The organism is Bradyrhizobium diazoefficiens USDA 110 (genome assembly GCF_000011365.1).
GTDB lineage: Bacteria > Pseudomonadota > Alphaproteobacteria > Rhizobiales > Xanthobacteraceae > Bradyrhizobium > Bradyrhizobium diazoefficiens.
Genome location: NC_004463.1, coordinates 4588531 through 4610753 on the forward strand (window position 1 = coordinate 4588531; position 22223 = coordinate 4610753).

The 22223-nt window shown below is 65.4% G+C and carries 28 protein-coding genes; 15 read left to right on the plus strand and 13 right to left on the minus strand.

Annotation, left to right across the window (positions count from 1 at the left end):
* Nucleotides 1-2: 2 nt before the first annotated feature.
* From BJA_RS20600 to BJA_RS20610, 3 genes are all read right to left on the minus strand, one after another.
* Nucleotides 3-1010, minus strand: coding sequence for a polysaccharide deacetylase family protein (locus BJA_RS20600; protein WP_011086921.1), 1008 nt, complete (start codon nt 1008-1010; stop codon nt 3-5).
* A 163-nt stretch (nt 1011-1173) separates the two neighbouring features.
* Nucleotides 1174-1743, minus strand: coding sequence for a glutathione peroxidase (locus tag BJA_RS20605; RefSeq protein ID WP_011086922.1), 570 nt, complete (start codon nt 1741-1743; stop codon nt 1174-1176).
* Nucleotides 1744-1878: 135 nt separating this feature from the next.
* Nucleotides 1879-3492, minus strand: a complete 1614-nt coding sequence (locus BJA_RS20610) for a L,D-transpeptidase family protein (protein ID WP_063921455.1) — start codon at nt 3490-3492, stop codon at nt 1879-1881.
* Between the two features lie 208 nt (nt 3493-3700).
* Here BJA_RS20610 and BJA_RS20615 point away from each other — a divergent pair, with 208 nt between their 5' ends.
* Nucleotides 3701-4249 (plus strand): CreA family protein, encoded by a 549-nt coding sequence (locus BJA_RS20615; RefSeq protein ID WP_011086924.1) that lies wholly within the window; start codon nt 3701-3703, stop codon nt 4247-4249.
* A gap of 34 nt (nt 4250-4283) precedes the next feature.
* On the opposite strand, the gene BJA_RS20620 is transcribed toward BJA_RS20615, so the two are convergent.
* Complete coding sequence (locus BJA_RS20620) at nt 4284-4493, minus strand: hypothetical protein (protein WP_038966796.1); 210 nt, start codon at nt 4491-4493, stop codon at nt 4284-4286.
* A gap of 414 nt (nt 4494-4907) precedes the next feature.
* Here BJA_RS20620 and BJA_RS42320 point away from each other — a divergent pair, with 414 nt between their 5' ends.
* Both BJA_RS42320 and BJA_RS20625 read left to right on the plus strand, forming a co-directional pair.
* Nucleotides 4908-5072, plus strand: a complete 165-nt coding sequence (locus BJA_RS42320; RefSeq protein WP_165448153.1) for a hypothetical protein — start codon at nt 4908-4910, stop codon at nt 5070-5072.
* Nucleotides 5073-5106: 34 nt separating this feature from the next.
* Nucleotides 5107-5469 (plus strand): hypothetical protein, encoded by a 363-nt coding sequence (locus BJA_RS20625; protein WP_038966792.1) that lies wholly within the window; start codon nt 5107-5109, stop codon nt 5467-5469.
* 12 nt (nt 5470-5481) lie between these two features.
* On the opposite strand, the gene BJA_RS20630 is transcribed toward BJA_RS20625, so the two are convergent.
* Both BJA_RS20630 and BJA_RS20635 read right to left on the minus strand, forming a co-directional pair.
* Nucleotides 5482-5727: a DUF6719 family protein gene (locus BJA_RS20630; RefSeq protein WP_011086926.1), complete on the minus strand. Its 246-nt coding sequence runs from the start codon at nt 5725-5727 to the stop codon at nt 5482-5484.
* 67 nt (nt 5728-5794) lie between these two features.
* Nucleotides 5795-7279, minus strand: a complete 1485-nt coding sequence (locus BJA_RS20635; protein WP_011086927.1) for a PLP-dependent aminotransferase family protein — start codon at nt 7277-7279, stop codon at nt 5795-5797.
* Nucleotides 7280-7354: 75 nt separating this feature from the next.
* Here BJA_RS20635 and BJA_RS20640 point away from each other — a divergent pair, with 75 nt between their 5' ends.
* From BJA_RS20640 to kynU, 5 genes are all read left to right on the plus strand, one after another.
* A complete protein-coding gene (locus BJA_RS20640) occupies nt 7355-8080 on the plus strand; it encodes a pyridoxamine 5'-phosphate oxidase family protein (protein WP_011086928.1) in 726 nt (241 codons plus the stop codon).
* A gap of 53 nt (nt 8081-8133) precedes the next feature.
* Nucleotides 8134-9411 (plus strand): ArgE/DapE family deacylase, encoded by a 1278-nt coding sequence (locus BJA_RS20645; protein ID WP_011086929.1) that lies wholly within the window; start codon nt 8134-8136, stop codon nt 9409-9411.
* 229 nt (nt 9412-9640) lie between these two features.
* Entirely contained in the window at nt 9641-10450 is an 810-nt protein-coding gene (locus tag BJA_RS20650; RefSeq protein ID WP_011086930.1) for an alpha/beta hydrolase, read from the plus strand.
* A 34-nt stretch (nt 10451-10484) separates the two neighbouring features.
* Nucleotides 10485-11324, plus strand: coding sequence for a tryptophan 2,3-dioxygenase (gene kynA, locus BJA_RS20655; RefSeq protein WP_011086931.1), 840 nt, complete (start codon nt 10485-10487; stop codon nt 11322-11324).
* 2 nt (nt 11325-11326) lie between these two features.
* Nucleotides 11327-12541: a kynureninase gene (gene kynU, locus BJA_RS20660; protein WP_011086932.1), complete on the plus strand. Its 1215-nt coding sequence runs from the start codon at nt 11327-11329 to the stop codon at nt 12539-12541.
* Nucleotides 12542-12655: 114 nt separating this feature from the next.
* On the opposite strand, the gene BJA_RS20665 is transcribed toward kynU, so the two are convergent.
* Nucleotides 12656-13444 (minus strand): cobalamin-binding protein, encoded by a 789-nt coding sequence (locus BJA_RS20665; protein ID WP_011086933.1) that lies wholly within the window; start codon nt 13442-13444, stop codon nt 12656-12658.
* Between the two features lie 119 nt (nt 13445-13563).
* On the opposite strand from BJA_RS20665, the gene BJA_RS20670 reads away from it, so the two are divergent.
* Nucleotides 13564-13965 (plus strand): PaaI family thioesterase, encoded by a 402-nt coding sequence (locus BJA_RS20670; RefSeq protein WP_038966793.1) that lies wholly within the window; start codon nt 13564-13566, stop codon nt 13963-13965.
* Nucleotides 13966-14115: 150 nt separating this feature from the next.
* A complete protein-coding gene (locus BJA_RS20675; protein WP_011086935.1) occupies nt 14116-14721 on the plus strand; it encodes a GNAT family N-acetyltransferase in 606 nt (201 codons plus the stop codon).
* A gap of 60 nt (nt 14722-14781) precedes the next feature.
* Here BJA_RS20675 and BJA_RS20680 read toward each other — a convergent pair whose 3' ends face one another.
* The 4 genes from BJA_RS20680 to BJA_RS20695 form a co-directional block, all read right to left on the minus strand.
* A complete protein-coding gene (locus tag BJA_RS20680) occupies nt 14782-15087 on the minus strand; it encodes a hypothetical protein (RefSeq protein WP_028171140.1) in 306 nt (101 codons plus the stop codon).
* A 103-nt stretch (nt 15088-15190) separates the two neighbouring features.
* A complete protein-coding gene (locus tag BJA_RS20685; RefSeq protein ID WP_011086936.1) occupies nt 15191-15877 on the minus strand; it encodes a DUF2161 domain-containing phosphodiesterase in 687 nt (228 codons plus the stop codon).
* A 100-nt stretch (nt 15878-15977) separates the two neighbouring features.
* Nucleotides 15978-16658: an SDR family oxidoreductase gene (locus BJA_RS20690; RefSeq protein ID WP_011086937.1), complete on the minus strand. Its 681-nt coding sequence runs from the start codon at nt 16656-16658 to the stop codon at nt 15978-15980.
* 23 nt (nt 16659-16681) lie between these two features.
* A complete protein-coding gene (locus BJA_RS20695; protein WP_011086938.1) occupies nt 16682-17425 on the minus strand; it encodes a tyrosine-protein phosphatase in 744 nt (247 codons plus the stop codon).
* A 48-nt stretch (nt 17426-17473) separates the two neighbouring features.
* Between BJA_RS20695 and BJA_RS20700 the strand changes: the two genes are divergently transcribed.
* Nucleotides 17474-17800: an MliC family protein gene (locus BJA_RS20700; protein WP_028171142.1), complete on the plus strand. Its 327-nt coding sequence runs from the start codon at nt 17474-17476 to the stop codon at nt 17798-17800.
* 110 nt (nt 17801-17910) lie between these two features.
* Here the strand turns inward: BJA_RS20700 and BJA_RS20705 are convergent, their stop codons facing one another.
* Nucleotides 17911-18114 carry a DUF2735 domain-containing protein gene (locus tag BJA_RS20705; protein WP_011086940.1) on the minus strand — a complete coding sequence of 68 codons (204 nt, stop codon included), beginning with the start codon at nt 18112-18114 and terminating at the stop codon, nt 17911-17913.
* Nucleotides 18092-18379 carry a hypothetical protein gene (locus tag BJA_RS20710; RefSeq protein WP_162185834.1) on the minus strand — a complete coding sequence of 96 codons (288 nt, stop codon included), beginning with the start codon at nt 18377-18379 and terminating at the stop codon, nt 18092-18094. Before BJA_RS20710 ends, BJA_RS20705 begins: the two co-directional genes overlap by 23 nt.
* 277 nt (nt 18380-18656) lie before the next feature.
* Here BJA_RS20710 and BJA_RS20715 point away from each other — a divergent pair, with 277 nt between their 5' ends.
* The 4 genes from BJA_RS20715 (at nt 18657) to BJA_RS20730 (ending at nt 22145) form a co-directional block, all read left to right on the plus strand.
* Nucleotides 18657-19691, plus strand: coding sequence for a glutamine synthetase beta-grasp domain-containing protein (locus BJA_RS20715; protein WP_011086942.1), 1035 nt, complete (start codon nt 18657-18659; stop codon nt 19689-19691).
* Between the two features lie 193 nt (nt 19692-19884).
* Nucleotides 19885-20586: a GrlR family regulatory protein gene (locus BJA_RS20720; protein ID WP_028171143.1), complete on the plus strand. Its 702-nt coding sequence runs from the start codon at nt 19885-19887 to the stop codon at nt 20584-20586.
* Nucleotides 20587-20604: 18 nt separating this feature from the next.
* On the plus strand, nt 20605-21291 hold the full coding sequence (locus BJA_RS20725) for a substrate-binding domain-containing protein (RefSeq protein ID WP_011086944.1): 687 nt from the start codon (nt 20605-20607) through the stop codon (nt 21289-21291).
* 32 nt (nt 21292-21323) lie between these two features.
* The gene (locus tag BJA_RS20730) at nt 21324-22145 is read left to right on the plus strand and encodes a tetratricopeptide repeat protein (RefSeq protein WP_038966805.1); all 822 of its coding nucleotides are present in this window, start codon (nt 21324-21326) and stop codon (nt 22143-22145) included.
* Nucleotides 22146-22223: the final 78 nt, after the last annotated feature.

Genomic DNA, 22223 nt, shown 5'->3' on the forward strand with positions numbered 1-22223 from the left:
GGCTATTCCGAAACGGTCGTCACCACGGAATTGACCGGGCGCTGGCTCACCGTCGGCAGCTTGACGTCCTTGAGCAGCTCCTGGTCGTATTCGGGCAGCGAAGACGCCGGGAACTTGGCGCGCATCGCCACCACCTTGTAGCCGCCTGCCTTCAGGCGCTTGAGGAGCTCGGGCAGGGCTTCTGCCGTATGCTTCTGGAAGTCGTGCATCAGGACGATGCCCTTGCCCTTGCTGTCGAGCTTCTTCATCACGGTCTCGATCACCTTCTCGGGCTTCGAGGCCTTGAAGTCGAAGGAGTCGATGTCGCAGGAGAAGATCGCCGTGTTGCGGTTGCCGAGATAGGTGACCATCTCCGGCGGATGCTGGAGCGCCGGGAAGCGGAAGAACGGCGAGGGCGAGATGCCGCCGAGCGCCCACTTTACCGCCGAAAGGCCCTTCTCGATTTCTTCCTTGCGCTGCGCTTCCGTGAGCTTCTTGTTGTTGAGATTGGCGTGCGACCAAGTGTGGGTGCCCACGGTGTGGCCCGCCGCGTAGACCTGCTTCAGGATCTCCGGCTCGTAGGTCGCGTGCTTGCCGATCGAGAAGAAGATGCCGGTGGTGCATTCATCGGCGAGCGCCTTCAGCACGGCGGGCGTGTTCTTCGGCCAGGGGCCGTCGTCGAAGGTCAACACCACCTCCTTGTCGCGCAGGAAGTCGAGCTCCTTGAAGTGCTCGAAGCCGAAGCCTGGACCGCCTGTCGTGTCGATCTCGACGGTGCGGGCGACCCCGAGCGCGTCGGGTGTGTTGCAGGCCGCGCGTGCGGGCTGCGGCGCCTGCTTGGGCGGTGGCGGATTGACGAAGCCCGCTGGCGCGGCAGCCGCTGCGGGGGCCGGTGCTGCGGCGGGCGCCGCCGCGGCCGGCGTCGCCGCCGTTGCGGCGGCGGGCTTCGCGGCCGGGGCCTGCGACCATGCCGCGCCGGTCATGCCTAAAGACATCGCGCTTGCCAAAATCAGTCCTGCCGCCACACGCATGGTGTTGTCCTCGAGATTGATCCCGTTGTTCCGCCGTGGCTTTTCGCCTCCGGCAAAACCATCCTGCCCCAAACGATCTTAGCCTAGATGGTGGGCCATCGCCATTGCAACGGCTGTTTGGCATCCCGCCACAATTGTGCCCAACCGGATGGGGCGCGTTGCATCAAGTGTCGGCCAGCGTCTTGGCAATCGCCGTCTTGATTCGCGTATCGGTCGGCTCGATGTTGGAGGCAAACACCTCGGCGATATAGCCGTCACGCCCGATCAGGTATTTGTGGAAGTTCCAACGCGGAACATCCTTCGGGCGCGCGTCGGCCGCCCATTTGTAGAACGGATGCGCCCTCGCGCCGATCACTGTGGCCTTGGCCGCGATCGGGAAGGTAACGCCGTATTGGTGGTGCGCGGTCTCCGTGATCTCGCTCGTTCCGCCCGGCTCCTGGCCGCCGAAATCGTTGGAGGGCACGCCGATCACGGTGAGCCCGCGCTCGCCAAACTCGCTCCAGAGCTCTTGCAGCCCCGCGTATTGGGGCGTGTAGCCGCAGAGCGAGGCGGTGTTGACCACCAGCAGCGGTTTGCCGGTGAAAGCGGCGAGGCGGATGTCGTCGCCGGACAACGCGGGAAAGGAGAAGGCGTAGGCCGAGATCCGGCTCATGCCGCCACCGGCGACCGCGCGCGTCACCGGCGCGACGGCGCCTGCAAGCGCCGCGATGAGCATGGTCCTTCGGTTCATCATGACGGCGTCCCCCGAAATGATCCGGGATGCATGTTACTCCGCCGCTGCGATCGGCCTCGTCAACACCGCGTTATCGGGAGCGGCGAAGCGCCTGGAGCCATTTCCGTTCCGATGGATCGGGCGCTCGAAAACGCTCTAGTAGAGCCGGACGATGAAATCAGTGCCTTCGCCGGTTTCGCCCTGGTTGATGCCCTGGTCGGAGACGATGACCGAGCCGCCCGAGGTCAGCATCTCGTTGATCTTCGCCATGGTGTCGGCGGGGATCGCGATGCGGTCGAGCGCCTCAGCCGGGGTGTCCGGCGTGACCACCGGCTTTGCGGCGACGGGGATCACGGCGGCGCCACGCTGGCGGCGCGTCACGCGGCTGTCATCCTCGCGCGCGGCGGCGCGAGCGGAGACCGGCAGCGACACCACCGACCAATGCAATGCATTGGCGTCGGTCTTGTCGACTTCGGCGGTGAAGACGTGCGTGCCGAGCGGCCGGTCGCTCGCGGCGATCGTGACCGGCACCTCGAACAGCGGCGCGAAATTCTGCCGCACGTAGAGCTTGAAATCCTTGCGGCTGATGAAGACGGCGATCTGGCCGGCCCGCTTGGGCGCTTCCGGCTTCGCACCCGGCGCAGGATCGGCAACGCGGCTCTCGTCCTTCTTGGCGTCCGGCGCGGGTGCCGTAGTCGTCACGGCGGCATCAGGCTTCCTTGCGGCGTCGGCCGCGTCAGTCTTGACGGGCTCGGACTTGACGGCCTCGACCTTGTCGGCGGGCCTGTCGTCGGAGGCCGTGGTCGCTTTGGGTGCCTCGGCGGAATCGGTCGGCTTCGCATCAGCGTTTGCCGGCCTGGCCGCGTCAGACGCTTCGGCGGATTTCGTTGCGTCAAGCTTGTCGGCCGGTGCGGCCGCTTCCGCGCGGGCCGGCGCATTGCCCGTCGTCATGTCCGACATCACGGTGTGGCCGACCGACGAGCGCAGCTCGAGCACGCTCTCGGCGCTGGCGGTCTTGGTCTCGGGCGGTTTGGCTTCAGTGGTCTTGGTTGGTGCGCCCTTGTCGGCCTTGTCGCCGATGTTGGTCTGAGGCTCGACGTTGGCCGCGGGCTGCGGCGGCACGCGCACGGAGGCGAGCAGCGGGTGCTGGAAGCTGTGCGGCGTCATCTCGCCGGGCGAGACGATGACGCGTGCACCCATCTTGGTCCAATTCCACATCTTCACCGCGAACGCCATCGGCATGCGGATGCAGCCATGCGAGGCCGGATAACCCGGCAGCACGCCGGCATGCATGGCGACACCGGACCAGGTGATCCGCTGCATGTACGGCATCGGCGCGCCGCTATAGATGTTGGAGTGGTGGAATTTGTGCTTCTGGATGACGCTGAACACACCCATCGGCGTCGAGTGGCCCTTCATGCCTGTCGACACCGGGGATTCCGCGAACACGCCGTTGGTGTCGTAGACCGTCACCTTCTGCCGGTCGATCGAGACGACGATGACGAGCGGCCCTTGCGGCTTGGTGCCGACTTCCTTCTCGGCAACCGCGTCCTTCTTGCCGGCCGCGCCGCGCTTCTGCGGCTTCTGGCGCGGGACTTCGAGATGCCGATCCTGACGGGAGGCGTAGGACCCGTCGGAATAATCCGTCCAGTAGTAAAATGCTGCGTCCGCCTGGCTTGCCGTACCGATCGCACCAGCCGTCGCCAAAATGGCGACCTGCCACAGCCGCGCCGGCTTGGCAGAAGAACCGGACCCCTTCACGCTATTCATCCTCGAATCCATAATCCAAATCAGACATTAGTCTCGTAGAGGGGATACGCGTTCACCAGCAAGGCAGTTCTGCCATCAGCTACATTTGTCCAAGACGTAGCAAAAAAGCCTCACGGAGCGGTAAACGGCGGCCGCCCCTCGCGGCCAGTCGCCTTCCTGTCTGGCTGTCTCATCCCTACATTGCGGGTACTTGTTACCGGAGAACTTCATGTCATCTCGTTTCCCCGGTCTTTCGGGCATCCGCTTGAAAGGCCTTGCTTTATTCCTCCTGGCTCTGGTCGTGCCGGTGGCTTCCGCCCAAGCTGCAGACGAGCCGGATCTGATCTTCCGCCGCTCGACCGTCTTCAAATGGGTCAGCCCGAATGACAAGCTCGCGACCTACGGCCTCGATGATCCCGAGGTGGAAGGTGTCGCCTGTCACTTCACCGTGCCGGAGAAGGGTGGTTTCAAGGGCTGGCTCGGCCTTGCCGAGGAGGTCTCGGACATCTCGCTCGCCTGCCGCCAGGTCGGGCCCATCAAGTTCAAGGACAAGATGGAACAAGGCGACGACATGTTCCGCAGGCGACGCTCGCTGTTCTTCAAGAAGATGCAGATCGTGCGCGGCTGCGACGCCAAGCGCAACGTGCTGGTCTACATGGTCTATTCGGACAAGCTGATCGAGGGATCGCCGAAGAACTCGACCTCGACCGTGCCGATCATGCCGTGGGGACCGGCGGACGCCAACGTCCAGAAGTGCGGCGAATTCTTCACTCAGTGACGCCGTTTGCGTTCACTCAGTGACGCGTTTGCGTTCACTCGGTGGCGACAGCACGGCTGACGCGCGGTTTTGCGAGATGCGAGCCGGTCAGCCGCACGAACATCTGCGGCGCGGCCTCAAAGCCGCGGCTCGATTGCAGCGCCATTTCGCTCGTCGAAGTGACGGGGCCGCGAACAGGTCGTTGATCTCCGCGGTCCGTCCGCTGCTCCGCCTCGCGCGTCGTTGCGCGTTTTCCCGCCATCATGATGGCCATCCCTCACGTGATCGCGCCCGGTGATCCGGGCGTCTCGGTTTCGATGGCTTGGGTCGCAGGCGAAGCGCCCCCGGTTCGACAGGGCCCAACCTTCGTTTGGCTTCTCTTCAGCAGAAAAACGTAAAATGCGTATGAAGCGTGCAAGGCGCGCGCGTGACAGCGCGCCCCCGGCGCATGTTCGTGCTGGAACAAGGACTTGCCGGGTTACGTTGAGTTGCGGCGCAACCTGACTGAAATGATTGGCATTTTCCGAGAATTGTTTCGTCGCATCGGACCGGACGAAACAATTCTCACGGAGATGAAACCATTTTCCGCCTTTGGCGCATCACGCGCGAAACCACCCATGGTTATCAGCTTCACAACGACGGCGGTGCACCGCCGGCGACGGAATTGAGGGACAAGACCATGCGCGCGCTCAGCTTCATCCTTGCTTTCGGTTTTGTCCTCGCCGGTTCCTCGTTCGCAGGCGCGCCAGACGGCAATCTGCCGGGTATCGGCACCTTCCAGTACAGCGGCTCGCCGGTCATTACCCCGGCGCCGCAGCCGATCGTGGTCGCCGCGCGCTTCTGATCGCCAACAAGAAAATCAGCCGTTAAAGGCCATCATGAATCTTCGCATTTGCGCCGCAGCGCTCATTTCCCTTCTGACGATCAGTTCCGTCCAGGCGCAAGTGCGCTCTCCCTCCAGATTGCCTGATCCCCGCACCGAGTTCGTGCGGCAGTGCGCGCCGCGCATGCTCGGGCGCTGGGAGCATCCGGAGGAAGTCTGCGGCTGTCTGCATGACCATGCCGCCGCGGTCGTCGAGGACCGCGATTTGCGCGAGGCGCTGCTGCGCGGCATCAGCGAGACCGGCGTTCCGACGATCGAGACCGATTGGGTGCCGACGTCCAAGCAGGGCGAGATCGGCCCGACCTTCACCAAGATCGCCAAGCCCACCTTGCAGTGTATGTTCGATCCGGCGAAGTAGCCTCTCCGATTATCATTTCGATTTCGGCCCGTGCCGCGGCACGCAGGAACTCGTTTGCGCGATCCCCTTGTCGGTCATCTTCGCGCCGCGGACCTCCTTGACCTGTCCGGCCGGGCAGGTTCCGTCATCCACCAGCACGCGTTGGCCAAGTTTCAGATCCACGATGTCCTGCTCGCGCCCGACGGTGCCTGCGCGCGCCGTCGAGGCAAGCGCGATGGCGATCAGGAGCGAGAGGCAGGCTGCGCGGCGGAGTGACATGATGAGGGCTCCCGGAATCGATGCCGCAATGTAGGGAGCGGTCGCCGATTCTGATAGCAAAGCTTCGTCACGCGCGCCGGGCCGATCTGCTCACGCGCAACGCCGCACGCGATTCCCGCGCGAGCCGTTCCGCGGATGCCACGAGCTTCGGAACCGCATGCCCGGAAAATCCCAGCACGAAGCCGGGCAGGGGGCGTGTGCGTGAATAGGTGTCGGCCAACAGCCAGCCTTCGGCGCCGGCGGCCAGCTTCGCCTCGGCCGCGACCGACAGATCGACCGACGGATCGAACCTTGCGACAAGATGCAGGCCCTGCGACGGCACCGGCACGGACAGCACACCATCGGATCTGGTCTCCAGCGTCTCGGCCAGCGCATCGCGAGCCTCGCGATAGAGCTTTCGCACCCGCTTCAGGTTCGCCGCAAAGGCGCCGGAGTTGAGCATGTCGGCCACCGCGCCTTCCATCAGCGTGCCGGGAAAGCGGTCGAGCGCGGTGCGCGCGGCCGTCACGTCGGCGATCAGACGCTCGGGCAGGGCGCAATAGCCGATGCGCAGGCCCGGAAACAGCGTCTTGGCGAACGTGCCCATGTAGATCACGCGCTGGAGATGATCGATGCCGGCAAGCGACATCAGCGGCGCGCCGTCATAGCGGAACTCGCTGTCGTAATCGTCCTCCAGCACGAAGGCGCCGGCCTGCTTGGCCCAGTCGAGCAGTTCGAGCCGGCGCGGCATCGACATCTGCACGCCCAGCGGAAACTGGTGCGACGGCGTCACATAGGCCGCGCGCGCGGACGGCGCCGCCGTGCGGCCCTTGGCGATGCGCATCCCGTGCTCGTCGACGGGGACGGGCACGGCGCGATAACCGCAATGCGCGATGGTCTTGCGCGCGGCGGGGTAACCTGGGTCCTCGCACCAGACCTGGTCGCCCGCCTTCAGGATCGCACTCAGCACGATGCGCAGGGCATGCAGCGTGCCCGACGTCAGCATGATCTGGTCGGGGTCGCAGCGCAGGCCGCGCGCCGACAATAGACGATCGGCGATCGCCGCACGCAGCTCGCGGCTGCCGCGGGGATCGCCATAGTGAAGATGCTCGGACCCGAACGCGCGCATGCGCCGGCCGACAAAGGCGCGGAAGCGCTGCACGGCGCGTTCGTCGATATGGGTGCAGCCGAGCGAGAACGCGCCTTGCTGCGGTGCTTCGACGATCACCTTCGGCTTCTTAGGCTCGGCGGCGCGCGCTGGAATCCGCGCGGCGACGAAGGTGCCGGAGCCGACGGTGGCATCGGCAAAGCCGTCGGCGATCAGGCGTTCATAGGCGGTGACGACGGCGTTGCGTCGGAAGCCCGTTTGCTTGGCCAATGTGCGCGACGGCGGCAGCGGCTCGCCGGGCTTGACGAGGCCGGAGACGATCATCTCGCACAGCGCCTGGTAGAGCCTGTGCGCCGCCGATGCGCCGGCGGTGATGTGCGCCCCGGTGAGGTCGAGCGGCAGTTCGGGCTTCGACGGAGAAGGGGGCTTGGCGGGCGAGGGCGAATTGGTCGAGATTTTTTGCATGGAATTGGCACTATCGCAGACCAAATCGGCCGCTACAACTGCCCTGGAACTGTTCCATTCCCGACAGGAGCGGCCGTGAGCCAGACCGAGACTTCAAATTCCTATCCGACCTCAGCGCGCAACCAGGTGAAGCGTCGTCACGACCGCGGCTTCTACGATCACGACACGGTTCATCGCATCCTGGATTCCTCGATGCTCTGTCATGTGTCCTATGTCATCGACGGCCAGCCCTATTGCACGCCGACCTTCTTCTGGCGCGAGGGGACGAAGCTCTATTGGCACGGCTCGAGCGCCAGCCGCATGCTGCGCAACCAGACCAGGGGCGAGCGCGTCTGCCTCACGGTCGCCCATCTCGACAGCCTCGTGCTGGCGCGCTGCGGCTTCAACCACTCCGCCGACTATCGCGCGGTGATGGCGTTCGGCACCGCCTATCTCGTCACCGACCCCGAGGAGAAGGAGCGGGCGGTAATCGCCATGGTCGACCGATTTTTCCCGGACCGCACAGCGAGCCTGCGGGCGAGCAACACGCAGGAGATCAAGGCGACCTCCTTCATCGCCATGGAGATCGAGGAGGCCTCGGCAAAAATCCGCGCCAAGGGTGTTGCGGACGACGACGAGGACTATGCGTTGCCGATCTACGCCGAGCGCATTCCCGTGCGCACCGTGCTCGGCGCGCCGGAGCCGTGTCCGCGCCTGCTCGAGGGTGTGACGCGCCCCGCGACGCTCGATGGCTATTCGGAAGGCCGCCTGCTCGAAGATGCATTGCGGGATGCATATTTTGTGGAGTACCCGAACGGCTGAAATCGGCTAGCTTGCGCGCTCCTTGGGACCATTCGAATGCCTGGAGTTGCCTGATGAATGCCGAAACGCAGCAGAGGATTGTTGACGCCGTCGATGCCGGCTTCGAAGCCCAGCTTGCGACCACCCGTGATTTCGTTGCGATCCCCTCGACCCGCGGGGCCGAGGGGCCGTGCCAGGACATGATCGGCGACCTCCTGCGCGCGCGCGGCTACGAGGTCGACGACTGGCACATCAATGTCGACGATTTGAAGGATCTGCGCGGCTTCGGTCCGATCGAGCATGATTTTTCCAAGGCGCGCTCGGTGGTGGGCACCTACCGTCCGCAAACGGGCGGCGGCAAATCGCTGATCCTCCAGGGCCACTGCGACGTCGTGCCGGCGGGTCCGCTGGAGTTGTGGGACACACCACCGTTTTCGCCTGTCATCAAGGACGGCAAGATGTTCGGCCGCGGCGCCTGCGACATGAAGTCGGGCACGATCGGCGCGCTCTATGCACTCGATGCCATCAAGGCCGCCGGCCTCAAGCCGACGGGGCGGATCCACTTCCAGTCCGTCATCGAGGAGGAGAGCACCGGTGTCGGCGCGCTCTCGACGCTCCAGCGCGGCTATCGCGCGGACGCCTGCTTCATTCCGGAGCCGACCGGCGGCAAGATGGTGCGCTCGCAGGTCGGCGTGATCTGGTTTCGCCTGCGCGTGAAGGGCCATCCGACCCATGTCGCGTTCGCCGGCTCCGGCTCCAATGCGATCATGGCGGCCTATCATCTGGTCCATGCGCTGCAAAAGCTCGAGATCGAATGGAACGAGCGGGCCAAGGCCGATCGCCATTTTGGGACGATCAACCATCCCATTAACTTCAACCCCGGCATCATCAAGGGCGGCGACTGGGCCTCCAGCGTCCCGGCCTGGTGCGACGTCGATTGCCGCATCGCGATCCTGCCGGGCTGGTCGGTGGCCGATCACCAGAAGGAGATCATGGCCTGCGTCACTGCTGCCTCGCGCAACCACCGCTTCCTCGCCAACAACCCGCCGGAGGTCGAATGGTCGGGCTTTTTGTCGGAAGGCTATGAGCTGACCGACGCGGCAGCGCCCGAGGCGGCATTCGGCAAGGCCTTCAACAAGGTCTATGGCGGCGCAGTCGAGGACCTCGTCTTCACCGCGCTCACCGACACCCGCTTCTACGGCCTCAATCACGGTATCCCGAGCCTCTGCTTCGGCGCCAGCGGCGGCGAGATGCACGGCTTCAACGAATACGTTGATCTGGAGTCGCTGAAGAAGACGACCAAGGCCATGGCGCTGTTCATCGCGGAGTGGTGCGGGGTGGAGAAGGCGTAGGTCACTCTCCGACGTCATTGCGAACAAAACGTTTGGTCATTCCGGGGCGCCTAAAGGGCGAACCCGGAATCTCGAGGTTCCGGGTTCGATGCTTTGCATCGCCCCGGAATGACGAGTGGAGAGGCTAGCGGTGCCTCATCCAGATACTTTAAGCTTAAAATAAAGACTAGGATGCGGCCGTTCCCGGTGGCAGACTGGCGGCCGCCTTGAGTCCGTCGAGGGAGTAACGATGCGCGATTGGGACGACGCTTACGCCAATTCGGCCCATATCCCGGGCTCGGACAAGATGCCGGCGCAGTGGGCGGAGCGGGCGGCGGCCTACCGCGCCGGGCTGAAGGAGTTTCGCGCCGACATCACCTATGGCGCCGGTGAACGCCAGCGCTTCGACCTGGTCCTGCCCGACGGCGACAGCAAGGGCCTCGTCGTCTTCGTCCATGGCGGCTACTGGATGCGCTTCGACAAGTCGGCGTGGACCGATCTTGCCGAAGGCGCGCGGCACCAGGGCTGGACCGTGGCGCTGCCGAGCTACACGCTGACGCCGGCTGCGCGCGTCTCCGACATCACCGCTGAGATCACCGCCGCGATTGCGACAGCGGCCTCGCTTGTCGCAGGTCCCATCCGCCTTGCCGGCCACTCGGCCGGCGGCCATCTCGTCACGCGCATGCTGTGCGATGACAGCCGGCTGGAGCCCGCCGTCTACAACCGCATTGCCGGCACGCTCTCGATCAGCGGGCTGCACGACTTGCGTCCGCTGCTCAAGACCAAGATGAACGAGACGCTGCGCATGACCATGGAGGAGGCGACGCTCGAAAGCGCGGCGCTGCATCTGCCGCGCGGGCATTCGCCTGTGACCGCCTGGGTCGGCGGCGGCGAGCGGCCCGAATTCATCCGCCAGTCCGATCTACTGGCCAATGTCTGGACCGGCTTCGACGTGCCGACGCGCCTCGTCGTCGAGCCGGCGCTGAACCATTTCACCGTGATCGACGGGCTCAAGGATCCGTCGTCGCAGATTACCGCGCGCCTGATCGGCCTCGACTGAGCCGGGCCGGAATGATCGATCGGGAGGGCCAGCCATGACGTCCAGCGATTACGATCCTGCAAGCGAAGGCGCCGAGACCGACTTCTCCCGGCGCATGTCCTATGGCGATTATCTGGCGCTGGATGCGATCCTCGGCGCGCAGCATCCGCTGTCGGAAGCGCATGACGAGATGCTGTTCATCATCCAGCATCAGACCACGGAGCTGTGGATGCGGCTCGCCATTCACGAGCTCAGCGCCGCGCGCCGTGCCATCGCCAGGGACGAGGTGCAGCCCGCGATGAAGATGCTGGCGCGGATGTCGCGCATCTTCGAGCAGCTCAATAACGCCTGGGACGTGCTGCGCACGATGACGCCGAGCGAATACACGCGCTTCCGCTCGCAGCTCGGCCAGTCCTCGGGCTTCCAGTCGCGGCAGTACCGGCTGATCGAATATCTGCTTGGCAACCGCAACCACGCCATGCTGAAGCCGCACGCGCACGATGCCGAGGTGACGAAGCTACTCGAGGCCGAGCTCGCGACGCCGAGCCTCTATGACGAGGTGCTGCGGCTGGCCGACCGCAACGGACTCACGATGCCGGCCGCGGTACTGTCGCGCGACGTCCGCGAGACCCACAGCTTCAACGAGGGCGTGCTGCAGGCCTGGCGTGTCGTCTATGAAGCGCCGGAGACGCACTGGATGCTGTACGAGCTCGCCGAGAAGCTGGTCGACTTCGAGGACTATTTCCGGCGCTGGCGCTTCAACCACGTGACGACGGTCGAGCGGGTCATCGGCTTCAAGCGCGGCACCGGCGGCACCGGCGGCGTCAGCTATCTCAAGCGCATGCTGGAGGTCGAGCTGTTCCCCGAACTTTGGCGCGTCCGCACCATCCTCTAGAGATGTCCATGACCAAGTCGAAGCTTCGCGTCTATGACGACACCAGGGCGATGTTCCATCTGCCTGACGGCGTGATCTATCTCGACGGCAATTCACTCGGCGCGCTGCCGCTGGGCGTTGCCGAGCGCGTCAGCCGCGTCATCACCACCGAGTGGGGCGACGAGCTGATCCGAGCCTGGAACACCGCGGGCTGGTATGCCCAGCCGCGCCATGTCGGCGATCGCATCGCCCGGCTGATCGGCGCGGAAGCCGGCTCCGTGATGGTCGGCGACACGCTGTCGCTGAAGGTCTACCAGGCGCTTGCGGCCGCGCTCGACATGAGCGCATCGCGCAAGGTCGTCCTGTCCGACACCGGCAATTTCCCGACCGACCTTTACATGGCCGAAGGCCTGATCGCGACGCTCGGGCGCGGGCATCAATTGCGACTGGTCGCGCCGGAGGAGATCGAGGCTGCGTTGTCGGAGGAGATCGCGGTCCTCTACGTCACCGAGGTCGATTACCGCACCGGCCGCCGGCACGACATGGCGAAGCTGACGGCGAAAGCCCATGCGCTCGGCATCGTCACGGTCTGGGATCTCGCCCATTCGGCCGGCGCACTGCCGGTCGATCTTGCAGGGTCAGGTGCCGATTTCGCCGCGGGGTGCACCTACAAATACATCAACGCCGGCCCCGGCGCGCCAGCCTTCCTTTACGTCGCGCCGCGCCACGCCGACAGTGCGCGCGCCGCGCTGTCGGGCTGGATGGGCCACGCGAAGCCGTTCGCGTTTGAACTCGCCTATGTCGCCGCCGGCGGCATCGAGCGCATGCGCGTCGGCACCCCGCCGGTGCTGGCGATGGCGGCGCTGGAGGCTTCGCTCGACATATGGGACCGCGTCGATATCGCCGAGGTCCGCGCGCGCTCGCTGGCACTCGGCGATCTCCTGATCGCGGAAGTCGGGCGCCGCTGTCCGTCCCTAGAGCTGGTGACCCCGCGCGCGCATGAGCGCCGCGGCTCGCAAGTTTCCTTCGCCTTCGATGGCGGCTACGCCGCCATGCAGGCCCTGATCGCCCGCGGCGTCATCGGCGATTTCCGCGCTCCCGACATCATGCGCTTCGGCATCACGCCGCTGTATATCGGCGAGAGCGAAGTGATGAGGGCGGCTGAGATCATCGAGGAGGTGATCGCAGGCGAGGTATGGCGCCGGCCGGAATATCAGGTCGTGAACGCGGTGACGTGAGGACGGTGCCCGCCCATCCGTCATCGCGAGGAGCCCTTGCGACGAAGCAATCCAGGATCCTTCCGCAGAGACGCTCTGGATTGCTTCGCTTCGCTCGCAATGACGCAGGAGAGATCAGGAGCGCTCGCCCCACAGCGCCTGCACGATCGCATCGAGCCCGTCGGTGAGCGCGGCCGGCCCCGGCTGGAGAATGATCGGTGACTTAATCTCGACGATGCGGTTGTCCCGCACGGCCGGAATTTCATCCCACCCCTCGCGCGCGCGGATGCGGGCAGGCACAACCTTCTTGCCGCACCATGATGCGAGGATCACGTCGGGGGCGGCCTGACGCACGTCGTCCGCCGAGACGATCCGATCCTTGGCCGCCTGCCGATGCCGTAGCTCCGGAAACACGTCCGCGCCGCCGGCGATCTCGATCAGCTCGGACACCCAGCCGATGCCTGATATCAACGGGTCGTCCCACTCCTCGAAATAGACCTTTGGCTGCGGCGAGGGACGGGGCGTTGCGGCGATCGCGGCGAGACGTAGCTCGAATCCTTGGGCGAGTTCCTGGGCGCGCTTGGCGGCGCCGACCAGCGCGCCCAGCGTCCGGATCATCGCCATGATTCCCGCAACGTCGCGCTGGTTGAAGACGTGGATGTCGAGGCCGGCGCGCACGAGATCGGCGACGATGCCGGCCTGGAGATCGGAGAAGGCGAGCACGAGATCCGGTTCCAGCGCCAGAACCTTCGGGATGTCCGCCGACACGAAGGCCGATACCCGCGGCTTCTCGCGCCGCACTTGCGGCGGGCGCACGGCGTAGCCGGAGACGCCGACGATGCGGTCCTGCTCGCCGAGCAGATAGAGCGTTTCGACCGTCTCTTCGGTCAGGCAGACGATGCGGCGGGGAGGGAAGTGACGCATGGGAGCAGCATATGCACAAATGCGGGCGCCGATGTCAGCATGGCCATGACCTCGGACGTCATTGCTTTGCCGCGCGAAGCAATTCACGCTGGGACAACAACGAATTGGGAGGAAGTCCGATGACGCCGCTCGAGAAACTTAAAGCGATGAAGATGCCGTTCGCCGAGCTCAAGGGCGTCGAATTCGTCGAGGCCGAGAAGGACCGCGTGGTGGCGCGGATGACCGTCCGCCCCGATCTCTGCACCCTCCACCACACCATCCACGGCGGTGCGGTGATGGCGCTGGCCGATTCCGTCGGCGCGGCGGCGACCGTCATCAACCTGCCCGAGGACGCCAAGGGGACGACCACGCTGGAGAGCAAGACCAATTTCATCGGGGGCGCCAAGGAGGGAACCACGCTCATCGCCACCGCCACCCCCGTCCACCGGGGCCGGCGGACCCAGGTCTGGACCACCCGTTTGGAAACCGAGGACGGCAAGCTGGTCGCGGTGGTGACCCAGACGCAGCTGGTCCTCGTATAACTACGGACCTTTGATTTTGTTAACGAAATAGTCGCTCCCGATGCCCTTAACTTGGGCAGGTTCCAGTCTTGAAAATTATGGTGCGATGCACAACATAGGGAGCCTAGGGATTCGAACGCCTCCTCGAGGGACACCAAGAGGAGTTTTGACGTGGTACTTGAAGAGACGCTCCGCACCGCCCCAGGCTATGTGCGGACCCTGATCCAGCAGGAAGAATTGCCGCTGCTGCGCGACCATCTGCTGAGGCTCGATGCCGAAAGCCGGCATGATCGTTTCAACGGTTTTCTCGACGACAGCTTCATCGAGCGTTACGCCGCCCGCTGTGCCGAAGACGGCACCGTGATCGTCGCCTATATCGTCGACGGCGTGGTCCGCGGTGCGGCCGAGCTGCATCCGCCGGAGCACGATTCGCTGCCCGAAGTCGCCTTCAGCGTGGAGGCCTCCGCACGCCGCCAGGGCGTCGGCACCGTGCTGTTCCGCCGCCTGATCGCGGAAGCGCGCTGGAGAGGCTACAAGCGCCTGCGCATCACCACCGGCGCGGAGAATCACGCGATGCGGGCGCTCGCCAGGAAGTTCGGCGCCCATCTCGCCTTCCACCATGGCGAATCGACCGGCACGATCGATCTCGCCAAGACGCCGGAAGCCGAGCTGGCCGACCTCGCGGCCGCGCCGTTCACGGCCGGGCGCGCGCTTCTCAGCTTCAACTCGACCTGCTGGAAGATCATCTCCAGCATGTACGGCAATCGCGCCGCCTGAATCAAAAAGCGGACCGGCAAAACCGGTCCGCTCTTGTATTGGGGAGCGTGGATGGGGCGCTCAGGTGCCGGTGCGTGTACCGGTGCCGAAGCGGCGGACGACGCGGCGCTCGACCACCACCGAGCGCTGTGCGCCCTGTTCGCCGGCGATCACGCGCGTGGCGGTGATGCGGCTGTTGGTGCGGGCCTGCTTCTTCACCTCGGCCTGGACGACATCGAGCGGCATCCCCATCAGAGCTGCGGCGATCTCGGCCTGCTGCTCCTGGTCGTCGGTGATGCCGACGGCGGCGAAGATCGCCTCGTCCAGGGTGGGCGGATCGTGACGCACGCGCCGCGTGCCGTACTTGGTATTCCAGTCTGCGCTCATGGGGGCCTCGTTTCGATCCGGGATACCTAGTGCCGCCTATGTTGCATTGCAATATGAATTTGGTGTGGCAGCTCAGCTATTCACGGCTTGCATCGATCCCGTGTCAGGACGGTGACGGAGCACCGGCGTCGATCTCGATCCGTTGCTGCGGCCAGCGCTTCAGCGCGGAGTGTCCGGCGGCGGTCAGCCCGTAGATTCCCCGCTCGGTGCGTTCGAACCAGCCATACACATTGTTAAGCAAGATCTTGCCGGCATCCGGACAGCGCTCGCGCAGCTCGCCCACGCGCCGTGGGCCGTCGGCGAGCGCCGCGGCGCAGGCCAGTGCCTGCTGCCGATAGGCGGTCATGATCGGCGCGCGGGTGCTGCCGCCGAGCGCCGGATCGCCCTGGCGGCGCTGATGCTCGGCAACGAGGCGCGAGCGCTTCTTCGGCTCGCGTCGCGGCGCCGCGGTCGGCGGCTTCACCAGCACCTCGACCTGGCCGCGGTCGGTGACCCCCAGCATACCGAAGCCGAGGCGGCGGCAGAGATTGCGATAGCGCGAGTCGCTCTCGCGGCCCTTGCCGCGCACCGACATCTTTGCCGCAATCCAGACCTCGTCGCTGGCCGGCGCGCGGTCGACCGCCTGGAGGATCAGCTCGAGATTGAAGGCAAGCTTGAGCTCGCCGATCACCACCACCGGCGGGTCGCCGGCGCTGAGGCCGACCAGATCGCAGCCGCCGATCTCGCCCTTGACCGTGAAGCCGAGCTCTTCGAGGAAGCGTTTGACGGGCAGGTAGAGCGCGGTTTCCACAGGTGTTCCGATCGGAGAATCAATTGTGGACAGTCTAGAGCGTTCAGGGCTCCGATTGAATCAGAGCCGGCACTCATCAGACGACCGGATCGGACTTCGACTACACCCGCCCGCCCACCGGGATCAGCGCGCCGGTGACGCCGCTCGCGGCGTCGCTGGCGAGGAACAGGATGACCTCGGCAAGCTCCTGCGGCGTCACCCATTTGGTGAAGTCCGCCTTCGGCATGTCGGCGCGGTTGGCCGTGGTGTCGATGATCGACGGCAGCACCGCGTTCACCGTCACCTTGCCCTTCCACTCGCTGGCCAGCGCCTCGGTGAGGCGATGCACGCCGGCTTTCGACGCCGCATAGGGACCCATGCCATTGCCGGCCTGGAGCGCGCCCATGGCGCCGATGTTGATGATGCGTCCGGCGCTGGATGCGGCGAGATGCGGCAGCGCCGCGCGGGAGGCGTTGAGCGCGGTCAGCACGTTGAGTGCATACATGCGCTGCCACGTCTTGGTGTCGCCGTCGCCGACGGTCTCGAAGGCAAAGCCGCCGGCGATGTTGATCAGCGCATCGAGCCGGCCAAAGTGCTTCGCGGCAGCATCAACCGCGGTCTTCGCCTGCGCCGCGTCGGACAGATCGACGCCGCCGATCTCGATGCGCTCGGGCGTCGCTGGTACTTGCGAGGGCGCGTAATCGATGCCGGCGATCCGTGCGCCGCGAGACTGCGCGATCTCCGCAACCACTTTACCGAGAGCGCCGAGCGCGCCGGTGACGATCAGAACCTTGCCTTGCATTGTCGTTCTCCCGGCGCGGCCGCCTACGATTGCAGATAGCGCGCCTTCAGTGCGGTCCGCTCTGCTGTGCCGACCTTGAGCCCGTCGCGCAAGTAGGTTTCGAGGTCGCCATAGTCGCTGCCGACGGCTTCGAAAGCCGCCGCAAGGTACGAGGCCTCGACGGAGCCGATCGCGTCGAGCACGTCGGCGGGAAGATCGGAGGCGTTTGACGCATCGCGCCGGTAGTGCCGGTTGGTCAGGAGGTAGTCCTCGGCAATGACGTCGTCGGAAACGCCGAGCGCATGCAGGATCAGCGCGCTGGCAAAGCCGGTGCGGTCCTTGCCGGCGGTGCAGTGGATCACGAGCGGGGCGCGGTCTTCCAGCAGATGGCCGAACAGCGCGCGAAAGCTGTGCGTGTTGTAGCGGACATAGTTGCGATAGGACTCGCGCATCAGCTCCAGCGCAACCGGCGCCGTCAATGTGCCCCGGGCGAGCTCGGCGCGCAGCGCGGCAACAACCGTCGGCTCGATCGGCAGCGAGTGCACGGTGATCTCGTTCACGACGCAGACACCGGCCGCGCGCTCCTCCAGCCCGCGAAAGTCGAACGCGCTCCTGACGCCGAGCGCGCGGACGATTTCGATGTCATCGGCGGTGAGCTGACCGAGATGGTTGGAGCGGAAGATGTGCCGCCAGCGCGTGGTGCGGCCATCGATGGTCGGATAGCCACCAAGATCGCGGAAATTGCTGGCGCCTTGCAAGGCGAGGTGGCGGGCAGGGGGCTCTGACATCGGATATGCTTTTGTTATGTTGCCGGCGGATCATTACAGGGGGCGATCATGAACCGGCACAAGGCCATTGTCTTGGCGAGCACCATGCTGGCGAGCGGAATCTTCGGCATGCGGCTGGCCGGTGCACAGACGTTCCAGACCTACCGCTGCGCCGATGGTACGCAGTTCATCGTCGGGTTTTATGACGCGGACAAGCGCGCCTTCCTCCAGATCGACGGCGAACCCGTCACGCTCGCCAAGCGGCTGACGGTCTCGGGCGCACGCTATTCGGGGGCGGGGGTCACGCTGAGGATAGGCAAGACGGGAGCGACCACCGTCAAGCATCTGAAGCGGCCGGTCACGGCCTGCGCAATGGTCGAAAAGCCCGGGCTCTAGCCGCGCTGCCATCAAGAATCAAAAAGGGTCGAAACCTCATTGTTTCGACCCTCTTCAAACTGCTGCCGGTCGCTCCAGGGAGCGTCGCGGGATTGAACCAAACGCAGGCATTAGCGATCCCATTTCGGCTTGGCTTCGTCGACGGCCTCCTGATGGTACCAGCTTCCGCTGCAGATCGTCTCGTTCACAGGAAGCGAGAGACGGTCGGCAGGAAGGCGGGCCTCACCGTAGCGGCGACCTCCGAGAGCCGCGCGGCCCCCGGCGGGGAATTGATAGATCTTTGCAGATCCCTCACTCAGACCATTGTTCATCATTGCGGTATCTCCTCGGGTCGAAGCGCTTGGCCTCCATGGTGCGCCCGACTCGTTCGATTGTGGTTACTGGAATCCCCATATCGGCCGCGCGCCCCGAAATGCAAAGTGCTGAAAAGGAAATCAGTTTCAGCTTATTTTCTAGGCAGCGTGCATTCTGCATCCTCCAAGGCACCAGCTTGGTGACTAACGCTTGGGCCATTGCGAAGGTTGCCGGCGATGGGGCGAAGACTTTGCGAAAATTGCCGGACGTTGATGCGCGTTTCATCGGCAACCTCCGGCACCGGCCGGCCTGCTCCAGAATCAGGCGTTTTCCGCGGGATTTTTGCAGTGCAGCTTCACGCAAAGGTGCGCCGCTATGACGCACGCCGCCGGGGACGACCGGCCGCTCGCGGGGGGGGGGGGGGCGGCCGCGGTGGAAAACCTCCCGCAATGCGGCCTTTTGGCACGCTAAATGCTTGTAAACGGTCGGCCGATGGTGGCCGGGTACAAACGTGGGGGGCCCCCGGGCCCCCAACCTTTCGCATCATCTACAGAGAGGCTCAATGACCAAGTATAAGCTCGAGTACATCTGGCTCGACGGATATACGCCGACTCCGAACTTGCGCGGCAAAACTCAGATCAAGGAATTCGCGTCGTTCCCGACGCTCGAGCAGCTTCCGCTCTGGGGCTTCGATGGCTCCTCCACCCAGCAGGCCGAAGGCCACAGCTCTGATTGCGTGCTGAAGCCAGTCGCCGTCTTCCCGGACGCCGCGCGCACCAACGGCGTGCTCGTGATGTGCGAAGTCATGATGCCCGATGGCAAGACCCCGCACGCCTCCAACAAGCGCGCCACCATTCTCGACGACGCCGGCGCCTGGTTCGGCTTCGAGCAGGAATACTTCTTCTACAAGGACGGCCGTCCGCTCGGCTTCCCGACCTCCGGTTATCCGGCGCCGCAGGGCCCGTACTACACCGGCGTCGGCTTCTCGAACGTCGGCGACGTCGCCCGCAAGATCGTCGAAGAGCATCTCGACCTCTGCCTCGCGGCCGGCATCAACCATGAAGGCATCAACGCGGAAGTCGCGAAGGGCCAGTGGGAATTCCAGATCTTCGGCAAGGGCTCCAAGAAGGCCGCTGACGAAATGTGGATGGCCCGCTACCTGATGCTGCGCCTGACCGAGAAGTACGGCATCGACATCGAGTTCCACTGCAAGCCGCTTGGCGACACCGACTGGAACGGCTCCGGCATGCACGCCAACTTCTCGACCGAGTACATGCGCACGGTCGGCGGCAAGGAGTACTTCGAGGCGCTGATGGCTGCCTTCGACAAGAACCTGATGGACCACATCGCCGTCTACGGCCCGGACAACGACAAGCGTCTGACCGGCAAGCACGAGACCGCGCCGTGGAACAAGTTCAGCTACGGCGTGGCCGACCGCGGCGCTTCGATCCGCGTGCCGCACTCCTTCGTCAACAACGGCTACAAGGGCTATCTGGAAGACCGTCGCCCGAACTCGCAGGGCGACCCATACCAGATCGCTTCGCAGATCCTGAAGACGATCTCGTCCGTGCCGACCGAGAAGAAGGCGGTCGCCTAAGATCCTCCCGGCCCGGCGAGGGGCTGGCCCGGGTTGGCATTCAATCCGCCGAGCTGAAAGGCTCCGGCGGATTTTTTGCATTTTGATGACGGCCGTTCCTGTGGTCCGCCGGCTGTGATGAGGTGAATTTTGTCCATCGTCATCGAAAGCGGGATAGACTGTGCCCGGATGTGCGCAGGGCCGGGGACGGCTGGTGTTTGAGGGTTTCTACAAGGTGCGGTTTCAGCTCGGCGACGCCGTTGGCCGGAGCGTGATGCATGCCGGCAATGGCAAGATGCTCGGCGGCAATTCGGCCTTCGCCCATATCGGCACCTACGAGAAGACCGATGACGGCGTCGACATCGTCATCAAGACCGTCCGCCACAACCCCGATCCGAACTACCGCGCCATGGCCGGCACCGATGACGCGACCTTGCTGGCGAAAGGCCGGGCCGACGGCGATCTCTATCGCTTCAAGGGCGAGCTGAAGGAGCTGCCGGGCGTGCCGTTCCAGTCGGTGATGACGCCGATCACGGAGGACGAGGTGCCGATCGCCGGCGGCGTCGGCGAGGGCGGCATCGCCGATGGCCTCTATTCGATCCACCTGCGCATGCTCGACGGCGTCGACGGCGGCCTCACCGGAGTGATGCTGCTCAACCAGGGTCGCATTCTCGGCGGCGATGCCGCGTTCTACTATCTCGGCAGCTACACCGCCGCGAACGGCCGCTGGAAGGGCCAGATCCTCAATCAGGAGCACACGCCGGCCAAGGACGATCCGATCTTCGGCGGCCACGAGGTCGGCATCGGCTTCTCCGGCAGCTACGACGCGGAGCAGGCGGTGCTGGAGGCAACCGCGCTTGCCGGCAAGCGCAGCCTGCGCCTGACCGCAGCGCTCAAGCTGATGCACCGCGCCTGATCTCATCCGGGAAGACACATGGAAAAGACCATCCGCATGCTTTCGACGCTCGGCCTGATGGGCGCGATGCGCAGCCTGTCGTCCGCGTTCGAGACCGCTAGCGGCATCCACGTCGATGCCGACTTCGCGCCGACCCTGGCGCTGCTCAAGCGGCTGCGCGACGGCGAGGCCGCCGATCTCGTCATCCTCACGCGCGAGGGGCTCGACGAGATGATCGGCGAGGGCCGCGTCGTCGCGGAGAGCGCGGCCGATCTCGCGCGCTCCTTCGTCGGCATTGCCGTGCGGGCAGGGCAGGCGCATCCCGACATTGCCACCGAAGCTGCGCTGCGCAAGACGCTGCTTGCGGCGCGGTCCGTCGCCTATTCGCGGCTGGGCGCCAGCGGCGTCTACTTCGCCCAGCTGATCGTCCGGATGGGGATCGCAGCCGAGATCAACGCCAAGGCCACCATCGTCGAACAGGGCTTTACCGCCGAGCGGCTCGTCAACGGCGAGGCGGACCTCGCCGTGCAGCAGATCAGCGAGCTGAAGCAGGTTGCCGGCATCGAGGTCGTCGGCCCGGTCCCGCACGATTTGCAGACACCGGCCGTGTTCTCCGCCGGCCGCCTGGCGAACGCGAAACAGGCCGACGCCGCGGACCGGTTGCTGCGCTACCTGGCATCGCCGGAGGTCGTGTCCGTTCTCCGTCAATCCGGACTCGAGCCTTGAATTTGCCGGGCCGGGAACGCAACGTGGTGCTCATGCGGACCTATCTTCTTGCCATTTTCCTTGCGCTTGCCGCGCCCCTCGCGGCGCATGCGCAGTCGGCCGACCTCGTCCTTTGCGACCGGGTCGCAGCCGATCCCAGCGATCCCGACAAGCCGGCCGACGTGAAGGGCGTGCCGGAGGTCGCTGCCTCCGACGTCGCGACCGCCATCAAGTTCTGCAGGCAGGCCGCGCCATCCTCGCGGCGCGCGATGTTCGAGCTCGGCCGCGCCTATGCCGCCGGCCGTCAGATGGCGGAGGCGATCGCCGCCTGGCGCAAGGCCGCCGACAAGGGATCGAGCGCGGCCATGGTCGAGCTCGGTGTGCTCTACGGCACGGGATCAGGAGTCGCGAAAGATGAGGCGCAGGCGCGAAAGCTGTTCGAGAAGGCGGCGCAGGCCGGCAATCCCCGCGGCGTCAGCAATCTTGCCGCGCTCGGCGGCGCCGGTGGCGCCGCGCCGGCCGATCCCGCGCAGGCTCGCGCGCTGCTGGGCAAGGCCGCCGAGACCAACGCGGAGGCGCAGTATCAGCTCGGCCTGATGCTCTCCGAAGGCACGGGCGGTGCGAAGGACGACGTCGCGGCGCGCGCGCTGTTCGAGAAGGCGGCCGCGCAAAACCATCCCGGCGCGCTGGAGCGGATGGGCGCCTTCGCGCAGGAAGGTCGCGGCGGGCCGAAGGACAAGGACGCCGCGAAAGCCTATTACGAGCGCGCTGCAGCGCTCGGCGACGAGGACGCCAAGGCCGCGCTGGAGCGGCTGCGCTGCCCCTACGCGATCAAGGACAAGCAGGGCAAGCTCGTCACCACGCTGTGCTTCTAAAGCGCGCGATGAGATCGCGCTTTAGAATTATTGTTTGAGCATGATCCTTTCGGAAAACCGCTGCCCACTTTTCCGGAT

Excerpts from the sequence above, each read along its gene's own strand:
- BJA_RS20670 (WP_038966793.1), top strand. The coding sequence starts at position 13,564 with ATGACGCCGCTCGAGAAACTTAAAGCGATGAAGATGCCGTTCGCCGAG.
- kynU (WP_011086932.1), top strand. The coding sequence starts at position 11,327 with ATGTCCATGACCAAGTCGAAGCTTCGCGTCTATGACGACACCAGGGCG.
- BJA_RS20680 (WP_028171140.1), bottom strand. The coding sequence starts at position 15,087 with ATGAGCGCAGACTGGAATACCAAGTACGGCACGCGGCGCGTGCGTCAC.
- kynA (WP_011086931.1), top strand. The coding sequence starts at position 10,485 with ATGACGTCCAGCGATTACGATCCTGCAAGCGAAGGCGCCGAGACCGAC.
- BJA_RS20600 (WP_011086921.1), bottom strand. The coding sequence starts at position 1,010 with ATGCGTGTGGCGGCAGGACTGATTTTGGCAAGCGCGATGTCTTTAGGC.
- BJA_RS42320 (WP_165448153.1), top strand. The coding sequence starts at position 4,908 with ATGCGCGCGCTCAGCTTCATCCTTGCTTTCGGTTTTGTCCTCGCCGGT.
- BJA_RS20620 (WP_038966796.1), bottom strand. The coding sequence starts at position 4,493 with ATGATGGCGGGAAAACGCGCAACGACGCGCGAGGCGGAGCAGCGGACG.
- BJA_RS20700 (WP_028171142.1), top strand. The coding sequence starts at position 17,474 with ATGAACCGGCACAAGGCCATTGTCTTGGCGAGCACCATGCTGGCGAGC.
- BJA_RS20725 (WP_011086944.1), top strand. The coding sequence starts at position 20,605 with ATGGAAAAGACCATCCGCATGCTTTCGACGCTCGGCCTGATGGGCGCG.
- BJA_RS20650 (WP_011086930.1), top strand. The coding sequence starts at position 9,641 with ATGCGCGATTGGGACGACGCTTACGCCAATTCGGCCCATATCCCGGGC.
- BJA_RS20665 (WP_011086933.1), bottom strand. The coding sequence starts at position 13,444 with ATGCGTCACTTCCCTCCCCGCCGCATCGTCTGCCTGACCGAAGAGACG.
- BJA_RS20605 (WP_011086922.1), bottom strand. The coding sequence starts at position 1,743 with ATGATGAACCGAAGGACCATGCTCATCGCGGCGCTTGCAGGCGCCGTC.
- BJA_RS20730 (WP_038966805.1), top strand. The coding sequence starts at position 21,324 with ATGCGGACCTATCTTCTTGCCATTTTCCTTGCGCTTGCCGCGCCCCTC.
- BJA_RS20625 (WP_038966792.1), top strand. The coding sequence starts at position 5,107 with ATGAATCTTCGCATTTGCGCCGCAGCGCTCATTTCCCTTCTGACGATC.
- BJA_RS20715 (WP_011086942.1), top strand. The coding sequence starts at position 18,657 with ATGACCAAGTATAAGCTCGAGTACATCTGGCTCGACGGATATACGCCG.
- BJA_RS20690 (WP_011086937.1), bottom strand. The coding sequence starts at position 16,658 with ATGCAAGGCAAGGTTCTGATCGTCACCGGCGCGCTCGGCGCTCTCGGT.
- BJA_RS20695 (WP_011086938.1), bottom strand. The coding sequence starts at position 17,425 with ATGTCAGAGCCCCCTGCCCGCCACCTCGCCTTGCAAGGCGCCAGCAAT.
- BJA_RS20705 (WP_011086940.1), bottom strand. The coding sequence starts at position 18,114 with ATGATGAACAATGGTCTGAGTGAGGGATCTGCAAAGATCTATCAATTC.
- BJA_RS20610 (WP_063921455.1), bottom strand. The coding sequence starts at position 3,492 with ATGAATAGCGTGAAGGGGTCCGGTTCTTCTGCCAAGCCGGCGCGGCTG.
- BJA_RS20645 (WP_011086929.1), top strand. The coding sequence starts at position 8,134 with ATGAATGCCGAAACGCAGCAGAGGATTGTTGACGCCGTCGATGCCGGC.
- BJA_RS20630 (WP_011086926.1), bottom strand. The coding sequence starts at position 5,727 with ATGTCACTCCGCCGCGCAGCCTGCCTCTCGCTCCTGATCGCCATCGCG.
- BJA_RS20710 (WP_162185834.1), bottom strand. The coding sequence starts at position 18,379 with ATGAAACGCGCATCAACGTCCGGCAATTTTCGCAAAGTCTTCGCCCCA.
- BJA_RS20615 (WP_011086924.1), top strand. The coding sequence starts at position 3,701 with ATGTCATCTCGTTTCCCCGGTCTTTCGGGCATCCGCTTGAAAGGCCTT.
- BJA_RS20635 (WP_011086927.1), bottom strand. The coding sequence starts at position 7,279 with ATGCAAAAAATCTCGACCAATTCGCCCTCGCCCGCCAAGCCCCCTTCT.